Source organism: Bradyrhizobium viridifuturi, assembly GCF_001238275.1.
Classification (GTDB): Bacteria; Pseudomonadota; Alphaproteobacteria; order Rhizobiales; family Xanthobacteraceae; genus Bradyrhizobium; species Bradyrhizobium viridifuturi.
In genome coordinates, this window is record NZ_LGTB01000018.1 from 55,255 (window position 1) to 75,632 (window position 20,378).

Annotated in this window: 19 protein-coding genes and 1 pseudogene; 9 read left to right on the forward strand and 11 right to left on the reverse strand. The window is 64.8% G+C overall.

Going from position 1 to position 20,378, the window contains the following annotated elements; all coding sequences use genetic code 11:
* The first annotated feature begins 86 nt into the window (after positions 1 to 86).
* On the forward strand, positions 87 to 251 hold the full coding sequence (locus tag ALC15_RS17830) for a Flp family type IVb pilin (protein ID WP_050628369.1): 165 nt from the start codon (positions 87 to 89) through the stop codon (positions 249 to 251).
* Positions 252 to 529: 278 nt separating this feature from the next.
* On the opposite strand, the gene ALC15_RS17835 is transcribed toward ALC15_RS17830, so the two are convergent.
* Complete coding sequence (locus ALC15_RS17835) at positions 530 to 2,137, reverse strand: phytoene desaturase family protein (protein WP_050628370.1); 1,608 nt, start codon at positions 2,135 to 2,137, stop codon at positions 530 to 532.
* 169 nt (positions 2,138 to 2,306) lie between these two features.
* Between ALC15_RS17835 and ALC15_RS17840 the strand changes: the two genes are divergently transcribed.
* The 3 genes and pseudogenes from ALC15_RS17840 to ALC15_RS17850 all read left to right on the forward strand — a co-directional run bounded on the left by ALC15_RS17840 (position 2,307) and on the right by ALC15_RS17850 (position 5,792).
* Complete coding sequence (locus tag ALC15_RS17840; protein ID WP_050628371.1) at positions 2,307 to 3,020, forward strand: hypothetical protein; 714 nt, start codon at positions 2,307 to 2,309, stop codon at positions 3,018 to 3,020.
* Between the two features lie 7 nt (positions 3,021 to 3,027).
* Positions 3,028 to 3,423 carry a DUF6915 family protein gene (locus tag ALC15_RS17845; RefSeq protein WP_050628372.1) on the forward strand — a complete coding sequence of 132 codons (396 nt, stop codon included), beginning with the start codon at positions 3,028 to 3,030 and terminating at the stop codon, positions 3,421 to 3,423.
* A 105-nt stretch (positions 3,424 to 3,528) separates the two neighbouring features.
* Positions 3,529 to 5,792, forward strand: a pseudogene (locus ALC15_RS17850) (spermidine synthase).
* 212 nt (positions 5,793 to 6,004) lie between these two features.
* Here the strand turns inward: ALC15_RS17850 and ALC15_RS17855 are convergent.
* Positions 6,005 to 6,592: a TetR/AcrR family transcriptional regulator gene (locus tag ALC15_RS17855; protein ID WP_050628373.1), complete on the reverse strand. Its 588-nt coding sequence runs from the start codon at positions 6,590 to 6,592 to the stop codon at positions 6,005 to 6,007.
* Positions 6,593 to 6,730: 138 nt separating this feature from the next.
* On the opposite strand from ALC15_RS17855, the gene ALC15_RS17860 reads away from it, so the two are divergent.
* Positions 6,731 to 7,288 (forward strand): DUF308 domain-containing protein, encoded by a 558-nt coding sequence (locus ALC15_RS17860; RefSeq protein ID WP_050628374.1) that lies wholly within the window; start codon positions 6,731 to 6,733, stop codon positions 7,286 to 7,288.
* A 48-nt stretch (positions 7,289 to 7,336) separates the two neighbouring features.
* Here the strand turns inward: ALC15_RS17860 and ALC15_RS17865 are convergent, their stop codons facing one another.
* Positions 7,337 to 8,182 carry an alpha/beta hydrolase gene (locus ALC15_RS17865; protein WP_244486127.1) on the reverse strand — a complete coding sequence of 282 codons (846 nt, stop codon included), beginning with the start codon at positions 8,180 to 8,182 and terminating at the stop codon, positions 7,337 to 7,339.
* A 257-nt stretch (positions 8,183 to 8,439) separates the two neighbouring features.
* Positions 8,440 to 9,231 (reverse strand): L,D-transpeptidase, encoded by a 792-nt coding sequence (locus ALC15_RS17870; RefSeq protein ID WP_050628376.1) that lies wholly within the window; start codon positions 9,229 to 9,231, stop codon positions 8,440 to 8,442.
* A gap of 286 nt (positions 9,232 to 9,517) precedes the next feature.
* Between ALC15_RS17870 and ALC15_RS17875 the strand changes: the two genes are divergently transcribed.
* Positions 9,518 to 9,847, forward strand: a complete 330-nt coding sequence (locus ALC15_RS17875; protein ID WP_050628377.1) for a hypothetical protein — start codon at positions 9,518 to 9,520, stop codon at positions 9,845 to 9,847.
* A 60-nt stretch (positions 9,848 to 9,907) separates the two neighbouring features.
* On the opposite strand, the gene ALC15_RS17880 is transcribed toward ALC15_RS17875, so the two are convergent.
* The 5 genes from ALC15_RS17880 to ALC15_RS17900 all read right to left on the reverse strand — a co-directional run bounded on the left by ALC15_RS17880 (position 9,908) and on the right by ALC15_RS17900 (position 15,423).
* The gene (locus ALC15_RS17880) at positions 9,908 to 10,669 is read right to left on the reverse strand and encodes an ABC transporter permease (protein WP_050628378.1); all 762 of its coding nucleotides are present in this window, start codon (positions 10,667 to 10,669) and stop codon (positions 9,908 to 9,910) included.
* Entirely contained in the window at positions 10,666 to 11,589 is a 924-nt protein-coding gene (locus ALC15_RS17885; RefSeq protein WP_050628379.1) for an ABC transporter ATP-binding protein, read from the reverse strand. The genes ALC15_RS17880 and ALC15_RS17885 overlap by 4 nt, the downstream gene beginning before the upstream one ends.
* Positions 11,590 to 11,744: 155 nt before the next feature.
* Positions 11,745 to 12,428: an OmpA family protein gene (locus ALC15_RS17890; RefSeq protein WP_050628380.1), complete on the reverse strand. Its 684-nt coding sequence runs from the start codon at positions 12,426 to 12,428 to the stop codon at positions 11,745 to 11,747.
* Positions 12,425 to 12,838 carry a hypothetical protein gene (locus ALC15_RS17895; protein WP_050628381.1) on the reverse strand — a complete coding sequence of 138 codons (414 nt, stop codon included), beginning with the start codon at positions 12,836 to 12,838 and terminating at the stop codon, positions 12,425 to 12,427. Before ALC15_RS17895 ends, ALC15_RS17890 begins: the two co-directional genes overlap by 4 nt.
* Before the next feature lie 65 nt (positions 12,839 to 12,903).
* Positions 12,904 to 15,423 (reverse strand): ATP-dependent helicase, encoded by a 2,520-nt coding sequence (locus ALC15_RS17900; RefSeq protein WP_050628382.1) that lies wholly within the window; start codon positions 15,421 to 15,423, stop codon positions 12,904 to 12,906.
* Between the two features lie 281 nt (positions 15,424 to 15,704).
* Between ALC15_RS17900 and ALC15_RS41985 the strand changes: the two genes are divergently transcribed.
* Entirely contained in the window at positions 15,705 to 15,878 is a 174-nt protein-coding gene (locus tag ALC15_RS41985; protein WP_021077209.1) for a DUF1328 domain-containing protein, read from the forward strand.
* An 11-nt stretch (positions 15,879 to 15,889) separates the two neighbouring features.
* On the opposite strand, the gene ALC15_RS17905 is transcribed toward ALC15_RS41985, so the two are convergent.
* On the reverse strand, positions 15,890 to 16,378 hold the full coding sequence (locus tag ALC15_RS17905; protein ID WP_094193949.1) for a thioesterase family protein: 489 nt from the start codon (positions 16,376 to 16,378) through the stop codon (positions 15,890 to 15,892).
* A gap of 160 nt (positions 16,379 to 16,538) precedes the next feature.
* Between ALC15_RS17905 and ALC15_RS17910 the strand changes: the two genes are divergently transcribed.
* Complete coding sequence (locus tag ALC15_RS17910; protein WP_050628384.1) at positions 16,539 to 17,963, forward strand: FAD-binding oxidoreductase; 1,425 nt, start codon at positions 16,539 to 16,541, stop codon at positions 17,961 to 17,963.
* 31 nt (positions 17,964 to 17,994) lie between these two features.
* Complete coding sequence (locus tag ALC15_RS17915) at positions 17,995 to 18,387, forward strand: hypothetical protein (protein WP_050628385.1); 393 nt, start codon at positions 17,995 to 17,997, stop codon at positions 18,385 to 18,387.
* Positions 18,388 to 18,645: 258 nt separating this feature from the next.
* On the opposite strand, the gene ALC15_RS17920 is transcribed toward ALC15_RS17915, so the two are convergent.
* Complete coding sequence (locus ALC15_RS17920; RefSeq protein WP_050628386.1) at positions 18,646 to 20,343, reverse strand: SulP family inorganic anion transporter; 1,698 nt, start codon at positions 20,341 to 20,343, stop codon at positions 18,646 to 18,648.
* Between the last annotated feature and the right edge of the window lie 35 nt (positions 20,344 to 20,378).

A 20,378-nucleotide genomic window follows, 5' to 3' on the forward strand; every position in this document is an offset into this window, starting at 1 on the left:
AACCTTAGATGTCGCCGTACTATTACGGTGGCGGAACTCGGGAACTCCCCTCGTTCCAAGGCATCACAACCAAGGGCAGGGCTGCAATGAAGGCTATTTTTGTTAGGTTCTTGCGCAATGAATCCGGCGCAACCGCCATCGAATACGGACTGATCGCGACCGGCATCGCCATCGCCATCATCGCTGCGGTGAACGGCGTCGGCACCAACCTGAGCGGGACGTTCAGCACGATCGCCGGCTCCCTCAAGTAATTTCGCCGACTGTGTTCTCAGGCAAGCACCGGGCAACGACGCCCGGTGTTTTTCTTTTTGACCGGATGTCCACAGAGTTCCGCGCACCTTGTCCACCAGCGATCAAGCGCGTTGTCCCCTCGGTTGTCGGCCTCGGTTCCACAGGCAGTCCACCGGGATGTTCACCGGCTTTTCCCGTGACGGGACACCAGGTCTGACCACGGTCGACCCACAGTTTCTCAACAGACCTTTCCACAGCTTGCCGCGCTCTGGCCGTGACGTCTGATGCGCGCTCCGCGTCAGGCGAACAACGCGCGATGGTCGGCGAGGATGGCCCGCGCGGCGTTGTGGCCGGGCGCGCCGGTGACGCCGCCGCCGGGATGGGCCCCGGAACCGCAATGGTAGAGACCGCGGAGCGGTCCGCGGTAGTCGGCATGGCCGAGCATGGGGCGCGCCGAGAACAACTGGTTCAGCGTCAGCGCGCCGTGGAAGATGTCGCCGCCGAGAAGGCCGAACTGCCGTTCGAGATCGAGCGGCGACAGGATCTGGCGGCCGATCACGGAGCCGGCAAAGCCGGGCGCGTACCGGTCGACGGTTGCGATCATCAGGTCGGCGACCTCGTCGCGATGGTCGTCCCACGATTTGCCGCCGGGCAGTTCCGGCGCGACGTGCTGGCAGAACAGGCTCGCGACATGCTGTCCCGGTGGGCTCAGGCTGTCGTCGAGTGTCGAGGGGATCAGCAGCTCGACGACCGGCACGCGGCTCCAGCCGAACTCGCGCGCATCGTGCCAGGCGCGATCCATGTAACCGAGGCTGGGCGCGATGATGATGCCCGCGGTGAGGTGATCGCCGGGGCCGGGGAGCGCGGTGAACGAGGGCAGGGCGCTCAGTGCCACGTTCATCCTGAATGTGCCGGACCCGTTCTGCCATCGCGAGATGCGCGTGCGGAATTCGCCTGCCAATGCGCCCTCCGGCACCAGGCGCGTGTAGAGTAGCTTCGGGTTGACGTTGGAGACGACGTATTTGCCGCGGACCGTCTCGCCATTGTCGAGGATGACGCCCGTGGCGCGATCCTTCTCGACGATCACCTCGCGGACGGACGCATCGGTCTCGATCTCGACGCCATGGCTGCGCGCGGCACGCGCCATCGCCTGGGTGATCGCGCCCATGCCGCCGATCGCGTGGCCCCAGACACCCTTCTTGCCGTTCACCTCGCCGAACGCATGATGCAGCATCACATAGGCCGAGCCGGCCGCGTAGGGGCTCGCATAATTGCCGACGATGGCATCGAAGCCGAACAGCGCCTTGACGAGGTCGTTCTCGAAGCGCTCGTCGAGCATCTCGCCGGCCGAGCGCGTGAACAGATCGAGCAGATTGCGCTGTTGCTCGAGCGACAGCCGCCGCAGGATGTTGGCGGTGCCGAGCGCGTTGAAGGCCTCGCTCATTGCGCCGATGCCAAAGCCCTCGACGAGGTTCGGCGGCGCGCGCAGCACGAATTGCCGCAGCACGTCGGCGATCGCTTCGAGTTCCCCCGAGAACGCGCCGATGGTGGCCGCGTCCTGCGGGCTGAGCTTTTCGACCGACTGCCGGGTGCGGCCTTCGCCGGTCAACAGGTAGCTGCGGTCGGGCGCGGGAAGGAAGTTCTGCGCGCGGCGCTCGACGATCCTGAGGCCGTGATCGGCAAGCTTCAGGTCCGCGATGATCTGCGGGTTGAGCAGGCTCACCGTGTAGGCGGCGACCGAATTGCGGAAGCCCGGACAAAACTCCTCGGTGACGGCGGCGCCGCCGACCACCTTGCGGCGCTCGACGACCCTGACATTGAGCCCGGCCATCGCGAGATAGGCCGCGCAAGTGAGGCCGTTGTGCCCCGCACCGATGATGACGGCATCAACTTCATGATTGGACATGGCGCCTCTATAGGCCGAATGCCCGCATCTCACCACTGCCGGCCGCCGCGGGTCACAAAACCGTACCGATCCGGATACGATAGTCCGGCTGCGATTGTGCCGGCCGTGGGCCGCCAGCAGGACGAGCACAGCGTCTCGTTCACTGAGTGCGCCGAGCAGTGGAGTGCCAATGCCGTTTGTCTTTGATCAAGCTGAAATTGAGTGGCCCGACGACGAATCCGATCCGCCGCCGCCGCGCGCCGACCAGTTCGTCTACCTGCCGGCGCCGGAATATGGCGGACAACACGAGCCCGTTCGTTTTTCGCTGGACGTCCCGCCCGAACCGCCGGCTCCCGAGAGCGTGCCGTTTCCGCGGCCGAGCTTGTGGGATCGCCTGCGCGGCCGAAAGCCCTCGGCTGCGCAACGGGCACCGGCAGTCGCAGCCTGGCATGACGCGCGCGCCGCGCACGCCGCCTTTGTCCGGCAGCGTCTGCTCGCGGCGGCAGTGCCGGCACTCGGCGAGCTCGGCGTCCGGCAGATCTACTGCCGTTATGACGGTGGCAATGACGAGGGATTTACCTGGCTCGACAGTGCCACGCTTCGCGACGGTACGCGCATCGATCGCGAGGTGCTGGTCGAGCAACTCGTCGCGCACAAGCTGCTCGATCGACTGATCGCCCGCGGCGTGACGCGCCGGTACGACGCCATGAGCGAGCACAAGCAGGTCGCCTCCTTCATGCACGACTGGCTGTGCACGGAGTTTGCGGTCATGCTGCTCGGTAGCGGCTACGGCACTGGCGAACATGTCCTCTACGGCGCGTTCACGGTCGATTTCGATGCTGGCACCGTGGTTGACGACCCCGGCGCCGATCCGGTGACCCGAAACACAGAGATCGCGAGGTAGCCAGACGATGGCGCATCCCTATCATCATGCGGTCCGCTCCGCGCGCCTGTTCGGCGGAACGCCCGAGGACTATCTCGCGATCCACGACTGGTTCGACGAGAGCAAGGCGCATCTCGCCGACGTGCGTCATCGCGCGCTGCGCCACCACAGCGAAGGTATCTTCCTGTGCGAGGCGATCTTCGGCGCGACGCTGACCAACAGCGCCGGCAAGCAGGTGCCGGTGCGCACGGTCGGCGAGCAGCACGTCAAGGACGATCTCGGCTGGATTCCGTCGGTCAAGGATTGGTTGCAGCACATCGAGCTGCAGCCATGGATGGGCCGGACGCCGTTCCGGCCACAAATGGAAACATCCGCGTCGGCCACGAGCGCGGAACAGGAGGCCGGTGACATCAGGATGACGTGAACGGCCCAAGCAATCCGGGGCCCGTGTTGCCCGCTGCGTGGCGCTATGATTCAATGCAATGCATGTGCCCGGTGTTGATCTGCCGGATCGTGACCGGGAGTATCCATGACGTCTGAGCCGTCCGCTTCGCGAAACCGGCTGGTGCTGGTTGTCTACACCGCGGCGATCTTCGTCAGCGCCCTGTTGCTGTTCTCGGTGCAGCCGCTGTTCACCAAGATGGTGCTGCCGCGGCTCGGCGGCTCGCCGGCGGTGTGGTCGGTGGCGATGGTGTTCTTCCAGTCGCTGCTGCTCGGCGGCTATGCTTATGCGCATCTGTTGATGAAGCTGAAGCGCCGTGTCGTGCCGGTTGCGGTGCATCTCGTGCTGCTCGTCGTCGCGCTGCTGACTTTGCCGCTCGCGATCAGGAGCGGCTGGGGCGAGCCACCGACCTCCGGCTATGCGGTCTGGCTGCTCGGCCTGTTCGCGGTCTCGATCGGGCTGCCGTTCTTCGCGCTCGCCGCCAACAACCCGCTGCTGCAGGCCTGGTTCGTGCGCACCGGGCACCCGAACGGGCCCGATCCGTATTTTCTCTATGCGTCGTCGAACATCGGCAGCTTCCTGGCGCTGCTGTCCTATCCGGTGCTGCTCGAGCCGATGTTCACATTGCGCACCCAGAACCTGATCTGGACCGGCGGCTATGGCCTGCTGATCGCTCTGATCGCCGCCTGCGGCGTGCTGCTGTTGCGTTCACCGGCCTATGCCGCCGCACGCGACTCGCAAGCGGATGATGCCAAAGCGCTGGCGCCGTCCTGGCCGCGGCGGGCGCGCTGGATCTTCCTGGCCGCGGTGCCGTCCGGCCTCCTGATCGCGGTGACGGCGCATATCTCGACCGACGTCGCGGCGGCTCCCTTGCTGTGGGTGCTGCCGCTGTCGCTGTATCTGCTGACCTGGGTGCTGGTCTTCCAGTCGCGGCCGCTGTTGCCGCACAAATGGATGTTGCTGGCGCAGCCGCTGGCGATTGCCGGCGTCGTGATCCTGCTCGCGGTCGGCGGCGAGCAGAACCTGCTGCTGACGCTCGGCGGCCATCAGCTCTGCTTCTTCATCATCGCGATGGCCTGCCACGGCGAGCTCGCGCGCACCCGCCCCGCGGCGAAATACCTCACCGGCTTCTACGTCGCGCTGTCGTTCGGCGGCATGGTGGGCGGCCTGTTCGCCGGGCTGATCGCGCCGTTCACCTTCTCATGGATCGCCGAATATCCGATCCTGCTGGCGCTGGCGGCACTGTGCCGTCCGACCGGCGGCGCGGAGCGGCTGCCGCGCTGGAGCGCCTGGTACTGGCCGTTCCTCGCTGTGCTGGCTGTAGCGCTGATCGCGCCGAGCTATTCGGTCGGCGACATCTTCAACTGGTTCGACGACCACCGGGTCTGGGTGATCGGCGCAGTCGGCGTGCTCTCGGCGCTGCTCGCGCTCGCGCTGAACGCCAATCGCTGGAAGATCTTCGCAACCGTCGTCGTCGCTCTGGTCGTGCTGCGCACCTATCCGTCCGACGACGGCCGCGTCGAGACCGTGCGCAGCTTCTTCGGCGTGCACAAGATCGTGGTGACGCCGAACGGGCAGTATCATGTGCTGATGCACGGCACCACGATCCACGCGCCGAGAAGTTCAAGAATGACGACGGCACGCCGGTCACCGGGTGGCCCGAGCCGATCAGCTACTATCACAAGGATGGCGGTATCGGGCGGGCGATTACGGCGATCCGCGAGCGCAAGGGGGCGCCGCTGAAAGTGGCGGTGATCGGTCTCGGCTCGGGCACGCTGACCTGCGCGTCGGAGCCGGGAGAAGATTGGAAGTTCTTCGAGATCGACCAGTCGATGGTCGACACCGCGCGCGATCCGAAATACTTCACCTACATCCAGAACTGCGAACCGAACCTGAAGCCTGTGATCGGCGACGCGCGGCTGACCTTCGCCAAGGAGCCGGACGGTGTCTACGATCTCATCATCGTCGATGCCTATTCGTCGGACGCGATCCCGATCCATCTTGCGACCGAAGAGGCGATGGCGATCTACAAGGAGAAGCTGGCGCCGCAGGGCGCGGTCGTGATGCACGTTTCCAACCGCCATCTCGAACTTGCCAGCGTCGTGGTCGGTATCGCGGACGCCAACGACATGAAGAGCTGGGTCTACAGCGAGGACTCCGGCCGCGACAACGAGTATATCTTCTCGACCTCGGTCGTAGTCTCCGCGCGCGAGGACGCCGATGTCGGCAAGCTCGCATCATCAGATGTCTGGACCGAGACCGATGCCAACGAGAAGCAGCGGGTCTGGACCGATGATTATTCCAACGTGCTGGGGGCGGTCTACCGGCGCCTGCGCGACGGCGAGCAATGAGTCCGATCGGTCTCTAGAGCGTTTTCGAGCGAAGTGGACACCGGTTCGCGTGAAGAAAACGCGAATCCACGCCGGCAGGGAATTTCTCCTCGTGCGTCACCGGATGTATCCTCGTCACGTAACCGGAGTTCCGCTCAAACGGCCGGGTCGGCTTTGGAGGAGTGTAGGGAACAATGTCAAGGCTCCCCGGAGATTGCAGATTTGATTGGTCTCTAGCTTTCCGATACTAGCAGCTTGGCGACCTGCGGCGTGATGATTGCTGCGAACAGCCCCGGATCGTTGAACGCCCTCGCGGAGAGCATCGCTCCATGGACCGATGCCATCAGCATCTGGGCCTCCTCTTCCGGCCGCTTGTCCAGCCGGAGCAGCCGCTGCTCCGCGCCGGCGCGCAGCACCGAGGTGAGCCATGTCGCGAGATGATGGAAATGCGCGCGCACGCGTGATGCGACCTGTTCCGGCAAGATCGGCATCTCGCCGGCAAGCATCGCGCAAACGCAGAACGGCAGCGTCGCATCTCGAATGCACGCCTGCCAGAAGTTCACGTAAGCCTGCAGTTGATCGGCTGGGCTTGCGGACGGCTCCCGAAGCGCCGTCAGGCCCAGTTGGGTCTGCTGCCTGTAGCGATCGACCAGCGCCGAAACCAGCTCGGCCTTGGTCGGAAAGTGATGGTGGATGCTCGCCTTCCTGATGCCGATCGCAGCCGAGATATCGGCATAGCTGAAGCCGTTGTAGCCCCCCGCAACGATGAGAGACTGCGCGACATCGAGAATTTTTTCGGACGTCGAAATCATCGCATTCATGTCAGACCTACCTTCCAGTAGGTAAATTACCAAGACATATCAAGCTTTCCTCGTCTCACACAGAGACGTGTCCAGGCGCCAGATTGACTTGAATTTGCCGGCTACCTACTAGTAGGAAGGTAAATTGGGAGTCTGTCAATGCAAGGCCACCTTTCGACCCAGTCCGCCTGGCTGCGATCCTACTATCTTGGGCGCGCCATCTTCTCGATCGCCTGGGTTGCCGCTGCCGTTCTGTTCAGCAGGCAAGCCGGCGCGGCTGCGTTTCTACTCATGATCTACCCGGCATGGGACGCCGTCGCCAATCTGGCTGACGCTCGGGTCAATGGCGGGCTGATCGCCAATCCATCCCAGACCTTGAATGTCGCGGTCAGCGCGATCACCACGGTCGCCGTCATCGTGGCGATCGGCCACAGCAGCTACGCCGTTCTCGCCGTGTTCGGGGTTTGGGCGATCCTCGCGGGCGTGCTGCAGTTGGTCACCGGCGCCAGGCGCTGGCGCGACTATGGCGCGCAATGGGCGATGATCCTGAGCGGCGCGCAGTCGGCGCTCGCCGGCGGCTACATGATCAGCCGATCGATCGGCACCGCAGCGCCGACGATTCTCGACGTCGCTCCCTATGCGGGCTTCGGCGCGTTCTATTTCCTGCTGTCGGCAATCTGGCTCGTTGCCAGGGCGCAACGCAGCGCGCGTGCGTAGGCGCGGCCTGGCGGCACCGGCGAGCGCGCGTCGACGTCAGCGCGATCGCTATTTCTTCTCCGGTGCCGTCGCCGCTGCTGCGGGCGTCGAAGCGGCGAGCAGCGGCATCGTCGGTGTGGTCTCGCCGGCATCCTCGTCGAGGAATTGCTCGACGCCTGCCTGGATCGACGACTTCGCGCTCTCAGGGCCGCGGTCGCTGAGGTCGTTGTGATGGAATTCGGTCCGGACCACCTTGATGCCGAGCCTGGCGCAGGTCTCCTCGTCAGGCACGACACCCGGATCGGCCTTGAACACCGGGTCCCTGGAACGGAACGACAGGATCTTGATCTTGCTGTCGGTGATGAAGGGGACGCGCAGATTGTCCAGCGTCACGACCTTCTTGACGAGGTCGGGATGCTGCTTGGCAAAGAACATCGAGATGTCGCCGCCGTTGGAGTGACCGATCAGCGTCAGCGCGCGATAGTTTGCGTTCGGATAAAGCTTCTTGAGCTCGTCGATCGCATACATGATGTTGAAGACACCGCGATTATATTGCATGCGGCGGCCGACATATTCCTCGCCGACCTTGGTGACCATCGGCGCATCAGTGTCGAGATCGTGCTGGATGCTGACCACGAGGTAGCCGCGCGATGCGAACACGTTGGTGAGGAACGAGTACTCGGTGTTCCTGACCGTGTTGCCGTGGCTCAGGATCGCGACAGGCAGCTCGATCATCTCGGCCATGGCCTGCATTTGCCGGTCGCGGCGGACCGCCACCTCGACGGTGACGTTGCGGTCGTCGCGCATCACGTCGTGGAACGTCATGGTCGTGTGGCTGATGGCCCATCTGTCCGTGGTGAAGTAGCCGGCCATCGTGACGACGCACAGGCAAAGGACGATGATGCCCCGTTTCATTTCGACCTCTGATCTTGCCTAACTGACCCGCGCTCTGGCCCTGTTCTCATGGGGCATTCCGCGTGAATCGGCCTCCGGAGGCCAGGCGGGCGCTTTTGCCGCCGAATATCGGGCTAATTTTACAATCAGATGACGACGCGACGACGGGCCCTGGCGCACGACGTCGCGTGCCGTTCAAGACGATCACAAGCGGGTGAGGAGGCTTCGGGACCGGTGGCGCGCGATCACGGCGCCGCCGGCGGGCTCAGGCGCGCGTCTCAGTCCTGATAGTTGTTGCCGTAGAAGTCGCGCTGCCGCGGGTAGTACGGCCGCGGCTGATAATAGCCTTGCGGTGCCGCCGCGTAGCCCTGGTTGCCGTAATACTGCTGCTGGCCATAGGCCTGTGCGTCGTAGACGCGGCGGCTTGACGGCGGCGCCGGGTAGCGCTGCGCGGTCGAGCTGCCGTCGGCCGGATAGATGTAGCCGTCGTCGACGCGGGCCTGCGCCGGATATTCGCGCGGCTGCGGGGTCAGGACGACGGGGTCGCCGGCGGCGGCGGTGCCATACTGCTCGTCTTGCTGCGGCGCGCGGCGGGCGACCGCGGTGCCGTTGCGCCCGCGGGGATTACGCGCCAGCGCGACTTGCGCCGAGCCGGTCAGCGTCACGGTGGTGTTGAGCACACCTTCCTTCTGGACCAGTGCGTAGAGCGTCGAGGCGTTGTCGCGCGACAGCCGCACGCAACCATGCGAGGCCGGGGTGCCGAGGCGGCTCACCGAGTCGGTGCCGTGAATCGCGTGGCCGATCTTGGTGAAGAAGATCGAATGCGGCATCGGCGCGTCGTCGAATTCCTTGGAGTAGTGATCCTCTTCCATGCGGAAGGCGCGGAAGGTGCCGTTCGGCGTCTCGCGCGAGGGAATGCCACTCGATACCGGCCAGTGGTAACGGGCGACGCCGTCGACCGCGACGGTCATCTGCTGGTTGTCCTTGTCGATGGTGATATCGACCTTGGCCTGCGCGGCGCCGGCGGTGAAAAGCATTACGGACGTGAACGCAATGAGGAACGAACGCATTTTATTACCCTTGGCCTCCAGGCCTGTCGCAGCAGCGGCTCTCCGTCCCCGCAACCAATATGCACGGAATCCGAATTTGGTTCCAGTCGCGGACCCGGTGCATCGTTAATCCCGCGCGCGGCGCAAACAAGGCCGAAGCCGGGCGGGCCCGTCACGACGTGCTGACTTTTTCGCGAGCAGGGCGCGACAACAGCCCCGATGAACCGCCAACGCAACCATTTGGCCGCATGGGCGTTTCACAATCCCGCCCCGACGACGCATTCGCGTCGCACTTTAAGGAACTCCGATGAACAACAGCAAGGTTAAGACCGCGGCCGTCCACCCAGCCGGCCTCTCCGCGCGGCTCCTGCTTGCGGCCGCTGGCCTCGCTTTGACACTGGCCGCTGTCCCCCATGCCGGCCATGCCCAGGGCATCGTCCGCGGAGCCCACGAGGGTGCCTATGAGGGCAACCGGATCGGCGGGCCCGTAGGTGGCGTGGTCGGCGGAGCTGTCGGTGCCGGCGTGGGCGGCGCGATGGGCGCGGTCAAGGGCGTGTTCGGTATCCCGGATCGCGGCTACCGTCGCGGCCACCGCTGCCGCGGCTATTACCGCCACGGCCATTTCCATTGCTACTGATCGGGATCGTCATTCCGGGTTCGCGGCAAAGCGCGGGCCGGAATGACTTGGTTTCGCGAGTCAGTTCTTCAGCCGGTATCCGGTCCTGAAGATCCACGCCACGATCACCATGCAGGCGATCAGGAACGCCGCGGTCATGCCGAGGCTGAGCCCGACGCTGACGTCGGCGATCTCGTAGAAGCTCCAGCGGAAACCCGAGATCAGGTAGACCACCGGGTTGAACAGGGTGATGGTGCGCCAGCCCGACGGCAGCATGTTCACCGAGTAGAAGCTGCCGCCGAGGAAGGTCAGCGGCGTCACCACCAGCATCGGGATCATCTGCAGCTTCTCGAAGCCGTCGGCCCAGATGCCGATGATGAAGCCGAACAGGCTGAAGGTGACGGCGGTCAGCACCAGGAAGGTCAGCATCCAGACCGGATGCTGGATATGCAGGGGTACGAACAGTCCGGCGGTCGCCAAGATGATCAGGCCGAGGATGATCGACTTGGTCGCAGCCGCGCCGACATAGCCGATCACGATCTCCAAATAGGAGATCGGCGCCGACAGGATCTCGTAGATCGTGCCGGCGAATTTCGGGAAGTAGATGCCGAACGAGGCGTTGGAGATGCTCTGTGTCAGCACCGACAGCATCACGAGGCCCGGCACGATGAAGGTGCCGTAACTGACGCCCTCGACCTCGGTGATGCGCGAGCCGATCGCCGCACCGAACACCACGAAATACAGCGAGGTCGACACCACGGGCGAGACGATGCTCTGCAGCAACGTGCGCCAGGTGCGCGCCATTTCGAACAGATAGATCGCCCGGATTGCGCGATAGTTCATGGCGCCCTCACGATGCTGACGAAGATGTCTTCGAGGGAGCTCTGCCTGGTGTCGAGGTCGGAGATGCGGATGCCGGCATTGCGCAGATCGTTGAGCAGGCTGGTGATCCCGGTGCGATCGCCCTTGGTGTCGTAGTCATAAGTCACTGCGTGGCCGTCGTCGGACAGTTCGAGATTGTAGGCGGCGAGTGCAGGCGGGATGGCGTCGAGCTTGTTCTGCAATTGCAGCGTCAGCTCCTTCTTGCCGAGCTTCTGCATCAAGGTCGCCTTGTCCTCGATCAGGATGATCTCGCCCTTGTTGATGACGCCGATGCGGTCGGCCATCTCCTCGGCTTCTTCGATGTAATGCGTGGTCAGGATGATGGTGACGCCGGACGCCTGCAGCGTGCGGACCACCTCCCACATGCCCTTGCGCAACTCGACGTCGACGCCGGCGGTGGGCTCGTCGAGGAACAGGATCTGCGGCTCGTGCGACAGCGCTTTCGCGATCATGACGCGGCGCTTCATGCCGCCGGACAGGGTGATGATCTTGTTGTCCTTCTTGTCCCACAGCGACAGGTCGCGCAGCACCTTCTCGATATGAGCCGGGTTCTTCGGCTTGCCGAACAGGCCGCGGCTGAAGCTGACGGTCGCCCACACCGACTCGAAGGCGTCGGTGTGCAGTTCCTGCGGAACCAGCCCGATCATCGACCGCGCCGCGCGATAATCCCTGATGATGTCGTGGCCGCCGATCTTGATCGTGCCCTGGCTCGGATTGGCGATGCCGCAGATGATGCTGATCAGCGTGGTCTTGCCGGCACCGTTCGGTCCGAGCAACGCGAAAATCTCGCCTTTGGCGATATCGAGATTGATGCCCTTCAGCGCCTTGAAGCCGGAGCCATAGGTCTTCGAAAGATTGGATACGGAAATGATCGGCGACATGGAGGATCGGAAGCGTGAGAAAGGGAGCACGCGCGCGGATTGCGGTCCGGGCGGCGGCGAGATGCGGGGTCAACCGCAGATAGGGACGCATAATCCGTTCTGCAATCACCCGGCAGGGCGGAAAATTCGTTCTGCGGTGTGGCTGAGAGCCGCCCTCAGCGCTTCTTCATTGATTTCGGCGGCTTCTTGGCCGCAGCCGGGGCAGGGTGCGCGGGCGGCGCGGTGTCGGCGAGCTTGCCGACCAGCATGATCTGCACCTGGTTGTTGACAGGCGCGTTGGGACGGGCGGGGTCGAGCAATTGTTCCTCGCCGAGCCCGACCGACTGCAAGCGCTTCGGCGTGATCTTGAAGGTGTTGACCAGGATGTCGCGGATCGCGTCGGCGCGCCGCTGGCTCAGGATCACGTTGTTCTCGCGCCGGCCGGTCGATTCGATGTGACCGACGATCAGGAAGGTGTACGGCAGCAGCGAGGAGTGGGTCAGCGCATCGGCGATGCGCCCGACGGTCTGGTAGGAATCCGGCAGCACGATCGGCGTGTCGACGTCGAACTGGATGTCGGCATTGAACGCCGGCAGGTTGTTCAGGTCGGGCGCGATCGGCGGCCGCTTCTGCGGCGGGGGCTCGTTCTTCGATCGCGACTTCGATCGTTCGGCCGCCTGCTGGCGCAGCGCGGCGACGTCGATCTCGGCGTCCGTCTGGTAGTGATTCAGCTTGCCGATGATGTCGTCGCGCGTGACGGCGGTTTGCGCGTGTGCGGGCGGCGTCGCCAGCAAAGCGAGCGTGCCGAGCAGGCCCAACAGGCTAACATCACGCAGGCCTCGCCTCGACGCGCGCATCATTGATACCCCGCGTCATTGATCGCCTGTGCGCAATTGCGGCTGAGGCCCTTGGCGGCGACCAGGCAGGGCACCGATTTGCTGGTCTCCTTGGTCGAGCCGCCGCACACCTTGACGATCTCGCGGGTGCAGGCATTGGCAACCGTCACGCGCGCCGCGATCCGCTTCTGGATCGCATCGAGGGTGGAGAAGTAGCTTTCCTTGCACGTCGGCGAGATCACGTCGCGGTTGCGCGACAGGCACTCCTTGAGACGGTTGGAGTCCAGATTGACGCCGCGGCAGTTGGCGGTGATGTCGGCGCCGCAGGCCTTGGCGAGCTGCGCTGCGGAATCACCAAAGCTGATCGTCTCCGCGACCGCCAGCGACGGCGCAGTGAGCGCGACGACAAAAAGGAAAAACCCACCCCGGACCATGCGGCCATCTCAACCCATGAATTCAACTGGGGTCAAGAGCTACGAACAGAGAAGGCGCCGTTCTGTCACGCCCGCTCCACAAAGCTGTCGACCACCTTCTTCTCGCCGGCCTTCTCGAAGGCGATGGTCAGCTTGTTGCCGTCGATCTTCACCACATGGCCGTAGCCGAATTTCTGGTGAAACACCCGATCGTCCAGCGAAAATTCCGACGTCGTGCCGGTGGACTTCGCCACCAGCTCGCCCTCGATCACCATCGGACCGCGCTTGGTGCGACTGAAGCCTTCCGAGGAAAACGAGGATTGCCGCTCATCGAATCCGCCGCCGCCGCTGCGGCCCCCGCCACCGCGGCCGCGGTTGGCCTGGGCGCGCTGCCAGCCCGGGGTCGAATAGCTCGAGCCGAATGATTCGAGGTTGTCGAAGCGCGAGGCGCCGTAGCCGCCGCTGCCGCCCCAGCCCGACCCGCCCTTCGATTCGGTGATCTCGACATTGTGCGCCGGCAGCTCGTCGAGGAAGCGCGAGGGAATCGTGGTCGACCAGGTGCCATGGATGCGGCGGTTGGTGGCGAAGTAGATCTTGGCGCGGCGGCGGGCGCGGGTCAGCCCGACATGGGCGAGGCGGCGCTCTTCCTCGAGCCCGGCGCGGCCCTGCTCGTCCAGCGTGCGCTGGCTCGGAAACAGGCCTTCCTCCCAGCCCGGCAGGAACACGTTGTCGAATTCGAGGCCCTTCGCCGAATGCAGTGTCATCAGCGACACCGCTTCGTCGCCGGCCTCGCCGTCGCGGTCCATCACCAGCGAGATATGTTCGAGAAACCCTTGCAGGTTCTCGAATTCCTCCATCGACCGGATCAGTTCCTTGAGGTTGTCGAGCCGGCCGGCGGCGTCGGCCGAGCGGTCCTTCTGCCACATCTCGGTGTAGCCGCTCTCGTCCAGCACGATCTCGGCAAGCTCGGTATGCGAGGTCACTTCGCGCTGGGCGCGCCAGCGGTCGAACTGCATGACGAGGTCGCGCAACGAGCCGCGCGCCTTCGGCTTCAGCTCGTCGGTCTCGACCACCGCGCGCGCCGCCTCGAACAGCGGAATCCGGCGCTTGCGGGCGTGGTCGTGCAGCAGCTGCACGGTGGCGTCGCCGAGTCCCCGTTTGGGCACGTTGACGATACGTTCGAAGGCGAGATCGTCGGCCGGTGAATTGATGGTGCGCAAATAGGCCAGCGCGTCGCGGATTTCGGCGCGCTCGTAGAACCGGGGACCACCGATCACGCGGTAGGGCAGGCCGAGCGTGACGAAGCGATCCTCGAACTCGCGCATCTGGAACGAGGCGCGGACCAGGATGGCGACGTCATTGAGGTTCTCGCCGGCGCGCTGCAGCTCCTCGAGCTCCTCGCCGATCGCGCGCGCTTCCTCTTCCGAATCCCAGGAGCCGGTGACGGTGACCTTCTCGCCGTCGACATCCTCGGTGCGCAGCGTTTTGCCGAGCCGGCCTTCATTGTGCGCGATCAGATGCGAGGCGGCGGCCAGGATGTGGCCGGTGGAGCGGTAGTTGCGCTCGAGCCGGATCACCTTGGCGCCGGGGAAATCGTGCTCGAAGCGCAGGATGTTGTCGACCTCGGCGCCGCGCCAGCCATAGATCGACTGATCGTCGTCGCCGACGCAGCAGATGTTTCGCGGCGGTGCGGACGGCGGAGCCAGCACCGGTTGCGCGGTGGCGTCTTCCTTCGCCGGTTCGGCGTCGGTCGCTCCGGGAATGATTGCCGAGATCGGAAGACCCTGCCGCGCCGGCGCCTGCGACAGCAGGCGCAGCCACAGATATTGCGCGACGTTGGTGTCCTGATATTCGTCGACCAGGATGAACTTGAAGCGGTTCTGGTACTGCCGCAGCACGTCAGGATTTTCGCGGAACAGCCTGATGTTCTCGAGCAGCAGGTCGCCGAAATCGGCGGCGTTGAGGATCTTCAGCCGCTCCTGATAGGTCGCGTAGATCTTGCCGCCTTTGCCGTTGCCGAACGAGGCGGCTTCGCCCGCCGGCACCTGCGACGGCGACAGCCCGCGGTTCTTCCAGCTGTCGATCAGCCCGGCCAGCATCCGCGCCGGCCAGCGTTTGTCGTCGATGTTCTCGGCCTGCAACAGCTGCTTCAAGAGCCGCACCTGGTCGTCGACGTCGAGCACCGTGAAGTTGGATTTGAGCTGCACCAGCTCGGCGTGGATGCGCAGGATGCGGCCGCCGATCGAGTGGAAGGTGCCGAGCCACGGCATGCCCTCGACCGCCTGGCCGAGCATCTGGCCGAGCCGCAGCTTCATCTCGCGCGCCGCCTTGTTGGTGAAGGTCACCGACAGGATTTCCTGCGGGCGCGCGCGGCCCTGGCTCAGGATATGCGCGATGCGCGTGGTCAGCACGCGCGTCTTGCCGGTGCCGGCGCCGGCGAGCACCAGCACGGGACCGTCGAGCGTCTCGACCGCTTCGCGTTGTTCGGGGTTGAGGCCGTTGAGATATTGCGGACCGGCGGCCGCCCGCGCGCGCGCGGCGATGCCGCCAGCCACAGGCTGGTGCTCGGGAACGCCGTGATGGGGCAATTTGCTCGGCTCGGTCATTGGCGAATCGTCTCGGCCCCACGATGGCACCGTGGGACGGTGAAGGGGAGCCTTCTTAACAGGGATTGAAGGCCATATAGGGCCTGATCGGCCGTTTTGACAGGTTTTATCGTGCGCGGCGGGAACGGTTTTGGCAGCAGTCTGCCGTGATCTTGGTTCCTGAAATCGGCGAAAATATCGCGGTTTCGGGCTCAGGAACCAGCGTTCCGCTGCCGGTTTGTTTCCTCAAGCTATGGCGCCGGGCGAGAGGCGGCGCGAGGAAACCGAGCAGAGGTTCGATCATGCTGAGCTGGGTCGTCACATTCCTGGTCATCGCCCTGATCGCGGGCATTTTGGGTTTCGGCGGCATCGCCGGCGCCTCGATCGAAATCGCCAAGGCGATCTTCTTCATCGCCATCATCCTGTTCCTGGTGTCGGCGGTGGTCGGATTGGCGCGCGGCCGCACGAGGGTTTAGCCAACGGCTGGCTATTTTTTCGACGGCATCGCCACGTTGCGGCCGATGCCCTTGGGACGCGGCACGCCCGCATAGCTGTCCACAATGGCTTGAGTGCGGGCGCGGATGTCAGGCGGAAATGCCGCCACCTTGCGCGCCTCCATGTCGATGTGCAGCGTGAGGTTTTCCGAGGTCGCGGACAGCCAGCCCTCGGTGGCATGGCGCAGCTCCTCGAACGTGTGCAGCCGCTTTTCGTCGGCGCCGAGCAGGAAGACCGAAACCTGCACGGGATCGCCGAGATGGATTTCCCGCAAGTAGCGCACGTGGCATTCGGCCGTGAAGGTCGAGCAGTGCCGCGCCTTCATGTAGGTGGGCCCAATGCCGAGCTGCAGCCACATCTCGTCGATGGCGCGGTCGAACATCACATTGTAGTAGGCCATGTTGAGATGGCCGTTATAGTCGATCCATTGCGGGTCGATCTGCATCACGGACGATTTGAACGGGGCTGACGGAAGCGGCATCTCGCTCGTGGCAGTCTCTGACGTCATCTTCCATCCCCGGTTCGTTGGCGTGCGAGCATGAACTTTTCTGTGACTCCTGCGACCACTTTTTCAAGTCAGGCTCTCTTGACCCCTTATACAAGCTTTGCCACGGTCGGCTAAAGCCGGGAGGAAAATTGACGTGGCGACAACGATTTCGAGCAATGTGACGCGACCTGAACCGCAGGCCCTGAAGCGCGCGATCGACGCGCTGGCGGCGCGGTTCGGCAACCGGCTCGTCACGTCGCAGGCGGTGCGCGAACAGCACGCCCATACCACCACATGGCTGCCGAACCAGCCGCCGGACGCGGTCGTGATGGCGCAGGAAACCGCCGACATCCAGGACGTGGTCCGGATCTGTGCCGCAAACCGCGTGCCCGTCATCGCCTTCGGCACCGGAACCTCGCTGGAGGGCCAGGTCAACGCGCCGGCGGGCGGCGTCTGCATCGATCTGCGCGACATGAACAAGGTGCTGGAGGTGCATGCCGAGGACCTCGACTGCGTGATCCAACCCGGCGTGACGCGGAAGGCGCTGAACGAGCACCTGCGCGACCAGGGCCTGTTCTTCCCGATCGATCCCGGCGCCGATGCCTCGCTCGGCGGCATGACCTCGACCCGCGCCTCCGGCACCAACGCGGTGCGTTACGGCACCATGCGCGAGAACGTGCTGGCGCTGAAGGTGGTCCGCGGCGACGGCGAGATCATCACGACAGGCACGCGCGCCAAGAAGTCGTCGGCCGGCTACGATTTGACGCATCTGTTCGTCGGCGCCGAGGGCACGCTCGGCATCATCTCGGAACTGACCATCCGCCTGCGCGGCATTCCCGACACGATCGCCGCCGCCGCCTGTTCGTTCGAGACCGTCCGCGGCGCCTGCCAGGCGACGATCCTCGCGATCCAGACCGGCATCCCGGTCGCCCGGATCGAGTTGCTCAACGCCGCGCAGGTGAAGGCCTGCAACAGTTATTCCAAGCTGTCGCTGCCCGAGACGCCGCTGCTGCTGCTCGAATTCCACGGCAGCGAGGTCGAGGTCGCCGAGCAGTCGAAGAATTTCCGCGACATCGCCGCTGAATGCGGCGGCGGCGACTTCACCTGGACCACCAAGCCGGAGGACCGCACCAAGCTGTGGCAGGCCCGGCATGACGCCTACTGGTCGGTCAAGGCGCTGCGCCCCGGCGACAGCATCGGCGTCGTCGCCACCGACGTCTGCGTGCCGATCTCGCGGCTGGCCGACTGTGTCACCGAGACTGAAGAGGATCTGAAACGGCTTAATCTGCTGTCGCCGATCGTCGGCCATGTCGGCGACGGCAATTTCCACTGCTCGCTGCTCTGCGACGTCAACGACAAGGACGAGATGGCGCGCGGCGAGGAGTTCATGCACCGGCTGGTCGAGCGTGCGCAATCAATGGACGGCACTTGCACCGGCGAGCATGGCATCGGCCAGGGCAAGCAGAAATATTTGATAGCCGAGCTCGGCCCCGAGGCGCTCGATGCGATGCGGGCGCTGAAGCAGGCGCTCGATCCGCAGAACATTTTCAATCCCGGAAAGATCGTTCCTGCCGTCTAGCCAGTCGGATATTCCTGCCACGGACATTGCGATGTGGTTGTTCAACAAGACAAGGCGAAAGGATATCTGGGACGATCCGGTCGAGCAGCCGCTCGGCGACATCGAAGCTGCGCACAGGATCCGTGAGATCTGCCGCGACGCCGCCGGCTGCGCCGAGGCGGTCGGTTCGCCCGCCAAGCGTTCGCCGAAGAACCAGCAGGTCGAACGCGATCGCTACGAGCGCGCCGCCAAGGCCGCGATGGAGACCGCGATGAAGATCTCCGACGAGCTGGTGCGCGATTCCGCGGTGCGCGAGATCATTGGTCTGTGCATGAAGGCCAACAACATCAAGACGGGGCGGGCGCTGTTTCGTGCCATCCACGCGGGCTCGATCAAGGCCGAAGTCTTGATCGAGCATCCGTCGCTGGATGGCGAGCAGGCTTGAGCCGCTTGACCCGAGCTGCTTGAAATCAGGCTCGATCGGTTTCGCAACGCGCTGCCAAAATATCGAAAACAACCCCATGCAAAGCAGCCGGCCGTGGGCCGGCGTTCGACCAGGCCGCTCGACGCGTCGGGCAACTCACGGATATTCTTCCAGTATTCCGAAATCACCCGGGTGCACGCCCGCCCCCGCGGTGCATATGGCAGTTGCGTGGTTCCGCAACCGACGTTTCCGCGTCGTCATGGCCGCTCTCAGCGGCAATCAAGCCGATCCCTGGTCTCCGCCCAGCGCGCGCACCGCCTCATCGACGCTATGAAACACGTGGTCCCGGCTGAGGACATCGTAAAGGTTGAAGCGCTCGAATGCGTCCTGCGCGCGGGTGGATTCCAGCCGCGCCACGGCCACCGTCAGGCCGTCATCGCGGCATTCGCGGAACAGGTCGCGTAGCGCCTGAGCCGCGGTGAAATCGATCTCGATCATGCCGCTGGCCTCGATCACCAGCAGCCGCGGCTTGGGCGTCGCGGCGCCGACGGTCTTGAGCACGCTGCCGTGGAAGCCTTCTGCGTTGAGGAACGACAGCGGTGCCTGCAGGCCGACGACGGCTATGCCCGGCTTGCGCTCGCCGGTGACATGCGGGCCCGTCGGCCACCAGATCGTGGTGCCGGGGACGTGGACGAATTCGACCAGCTGGCCGCGCGTCGTGGTCCAGATGCCGTGCAGCAGCGACAGCGCGATGCCGACGGCAACACCTTGCTCGATCGGCAACACGATGATCGCGGCTGCCGTCGCCACCACCAGCAGGAATTCATAGAACGACTGGCGGAAGATCGTGACGATCTGCTTGACGCGGATGATGCGCAGCGCCACGAACAACAGGACGCCGCCGAGCGCAGCGTCAGGCACGTGCTGCAGCAAGGTCGCGCCGAACGCCAGCAGCGCGAGCACGATGGCGGCGGCAAACAGCCCCGCGACCTGTGTGCGTCCGCCGGTCTCCGAGACGATCCCTGTGCGCGGCGGACTGGCGTTGACGGGGAAGGCGCCGAACAGCCCCGACAGAACGCTGCCGGCGCCGGCGCCGAGGAAGTCGCGATCGACGTCGGCCGGCTTGTCCGGATCTGACAGGAACGAGCGCGTCGTCGCGGCGGTCTGCACCATCACGACGACGGCGATCAGGATCGCGAGCGACATCAGCTTGATCCATCGCTCCGGCGCGATGTCCGGGAATGCCGGCTTGGGCAGTGTGCCCGGCACGGTGCCGACCACCTTGACGCCCTTGCTCTCGAGATGGCCGGCGATCACGGCGATGGTGGCGACGACGAGTCCGATCAGCGCGCCCGGAATCCGCGCGCTGATCTTCTCCGATCCGGCGACGAGGGCCAGCACGCCGAGGCCGATCACCAGCGTATAGACGTTGGTCTGGCCGATCTTGTCGACGAGAACGCCGAGCTTGTAGAGCGTCGGCCCGTCCGGTGTGGTCAGGCCGAGCACACCCGGCAGCTGCGAGACCAGGATGTGGACCGAGATGCCGGCGAGGAAGCCGACCGTGACCGGCGTCGAGAGCAGATTGGCGATCCAGCCGAGCTTGAACAGGCCACCGGCGATCATGATCGCGCCGACCATCAGCGCCAGTGCCATCGCGAACGCCTGATAGTCCGGCGAGCCTGCCGTCGCCATCAGCGCCAGCCCGCCGGCGAAGATCGGCGTGATCGTGGAATCGGCGCCGCAGGACAGGAAGCGGTTGGCGCCGAACATCGCAAAGCCGAGCGAACCGGCCATGAAGGCGAAGAAGCCGATCTGTGGCGAGAAGCCGCCGAGCCGCGCGGTCGCCATCTGTTCCGGGATCGCGATCGCGGCGAGCGTCAGCCCGGCGATCAGATCACCTGGCAGGTCGCTCGGCCGGAACGCCCTGAGTGAACGGAAGATCGGCCAGTTGGCTGACGTCGCAGGGGTTGGGGCCATCGGTCTCCGACTCAGCTGGCGGCGAAGGAGCGGCA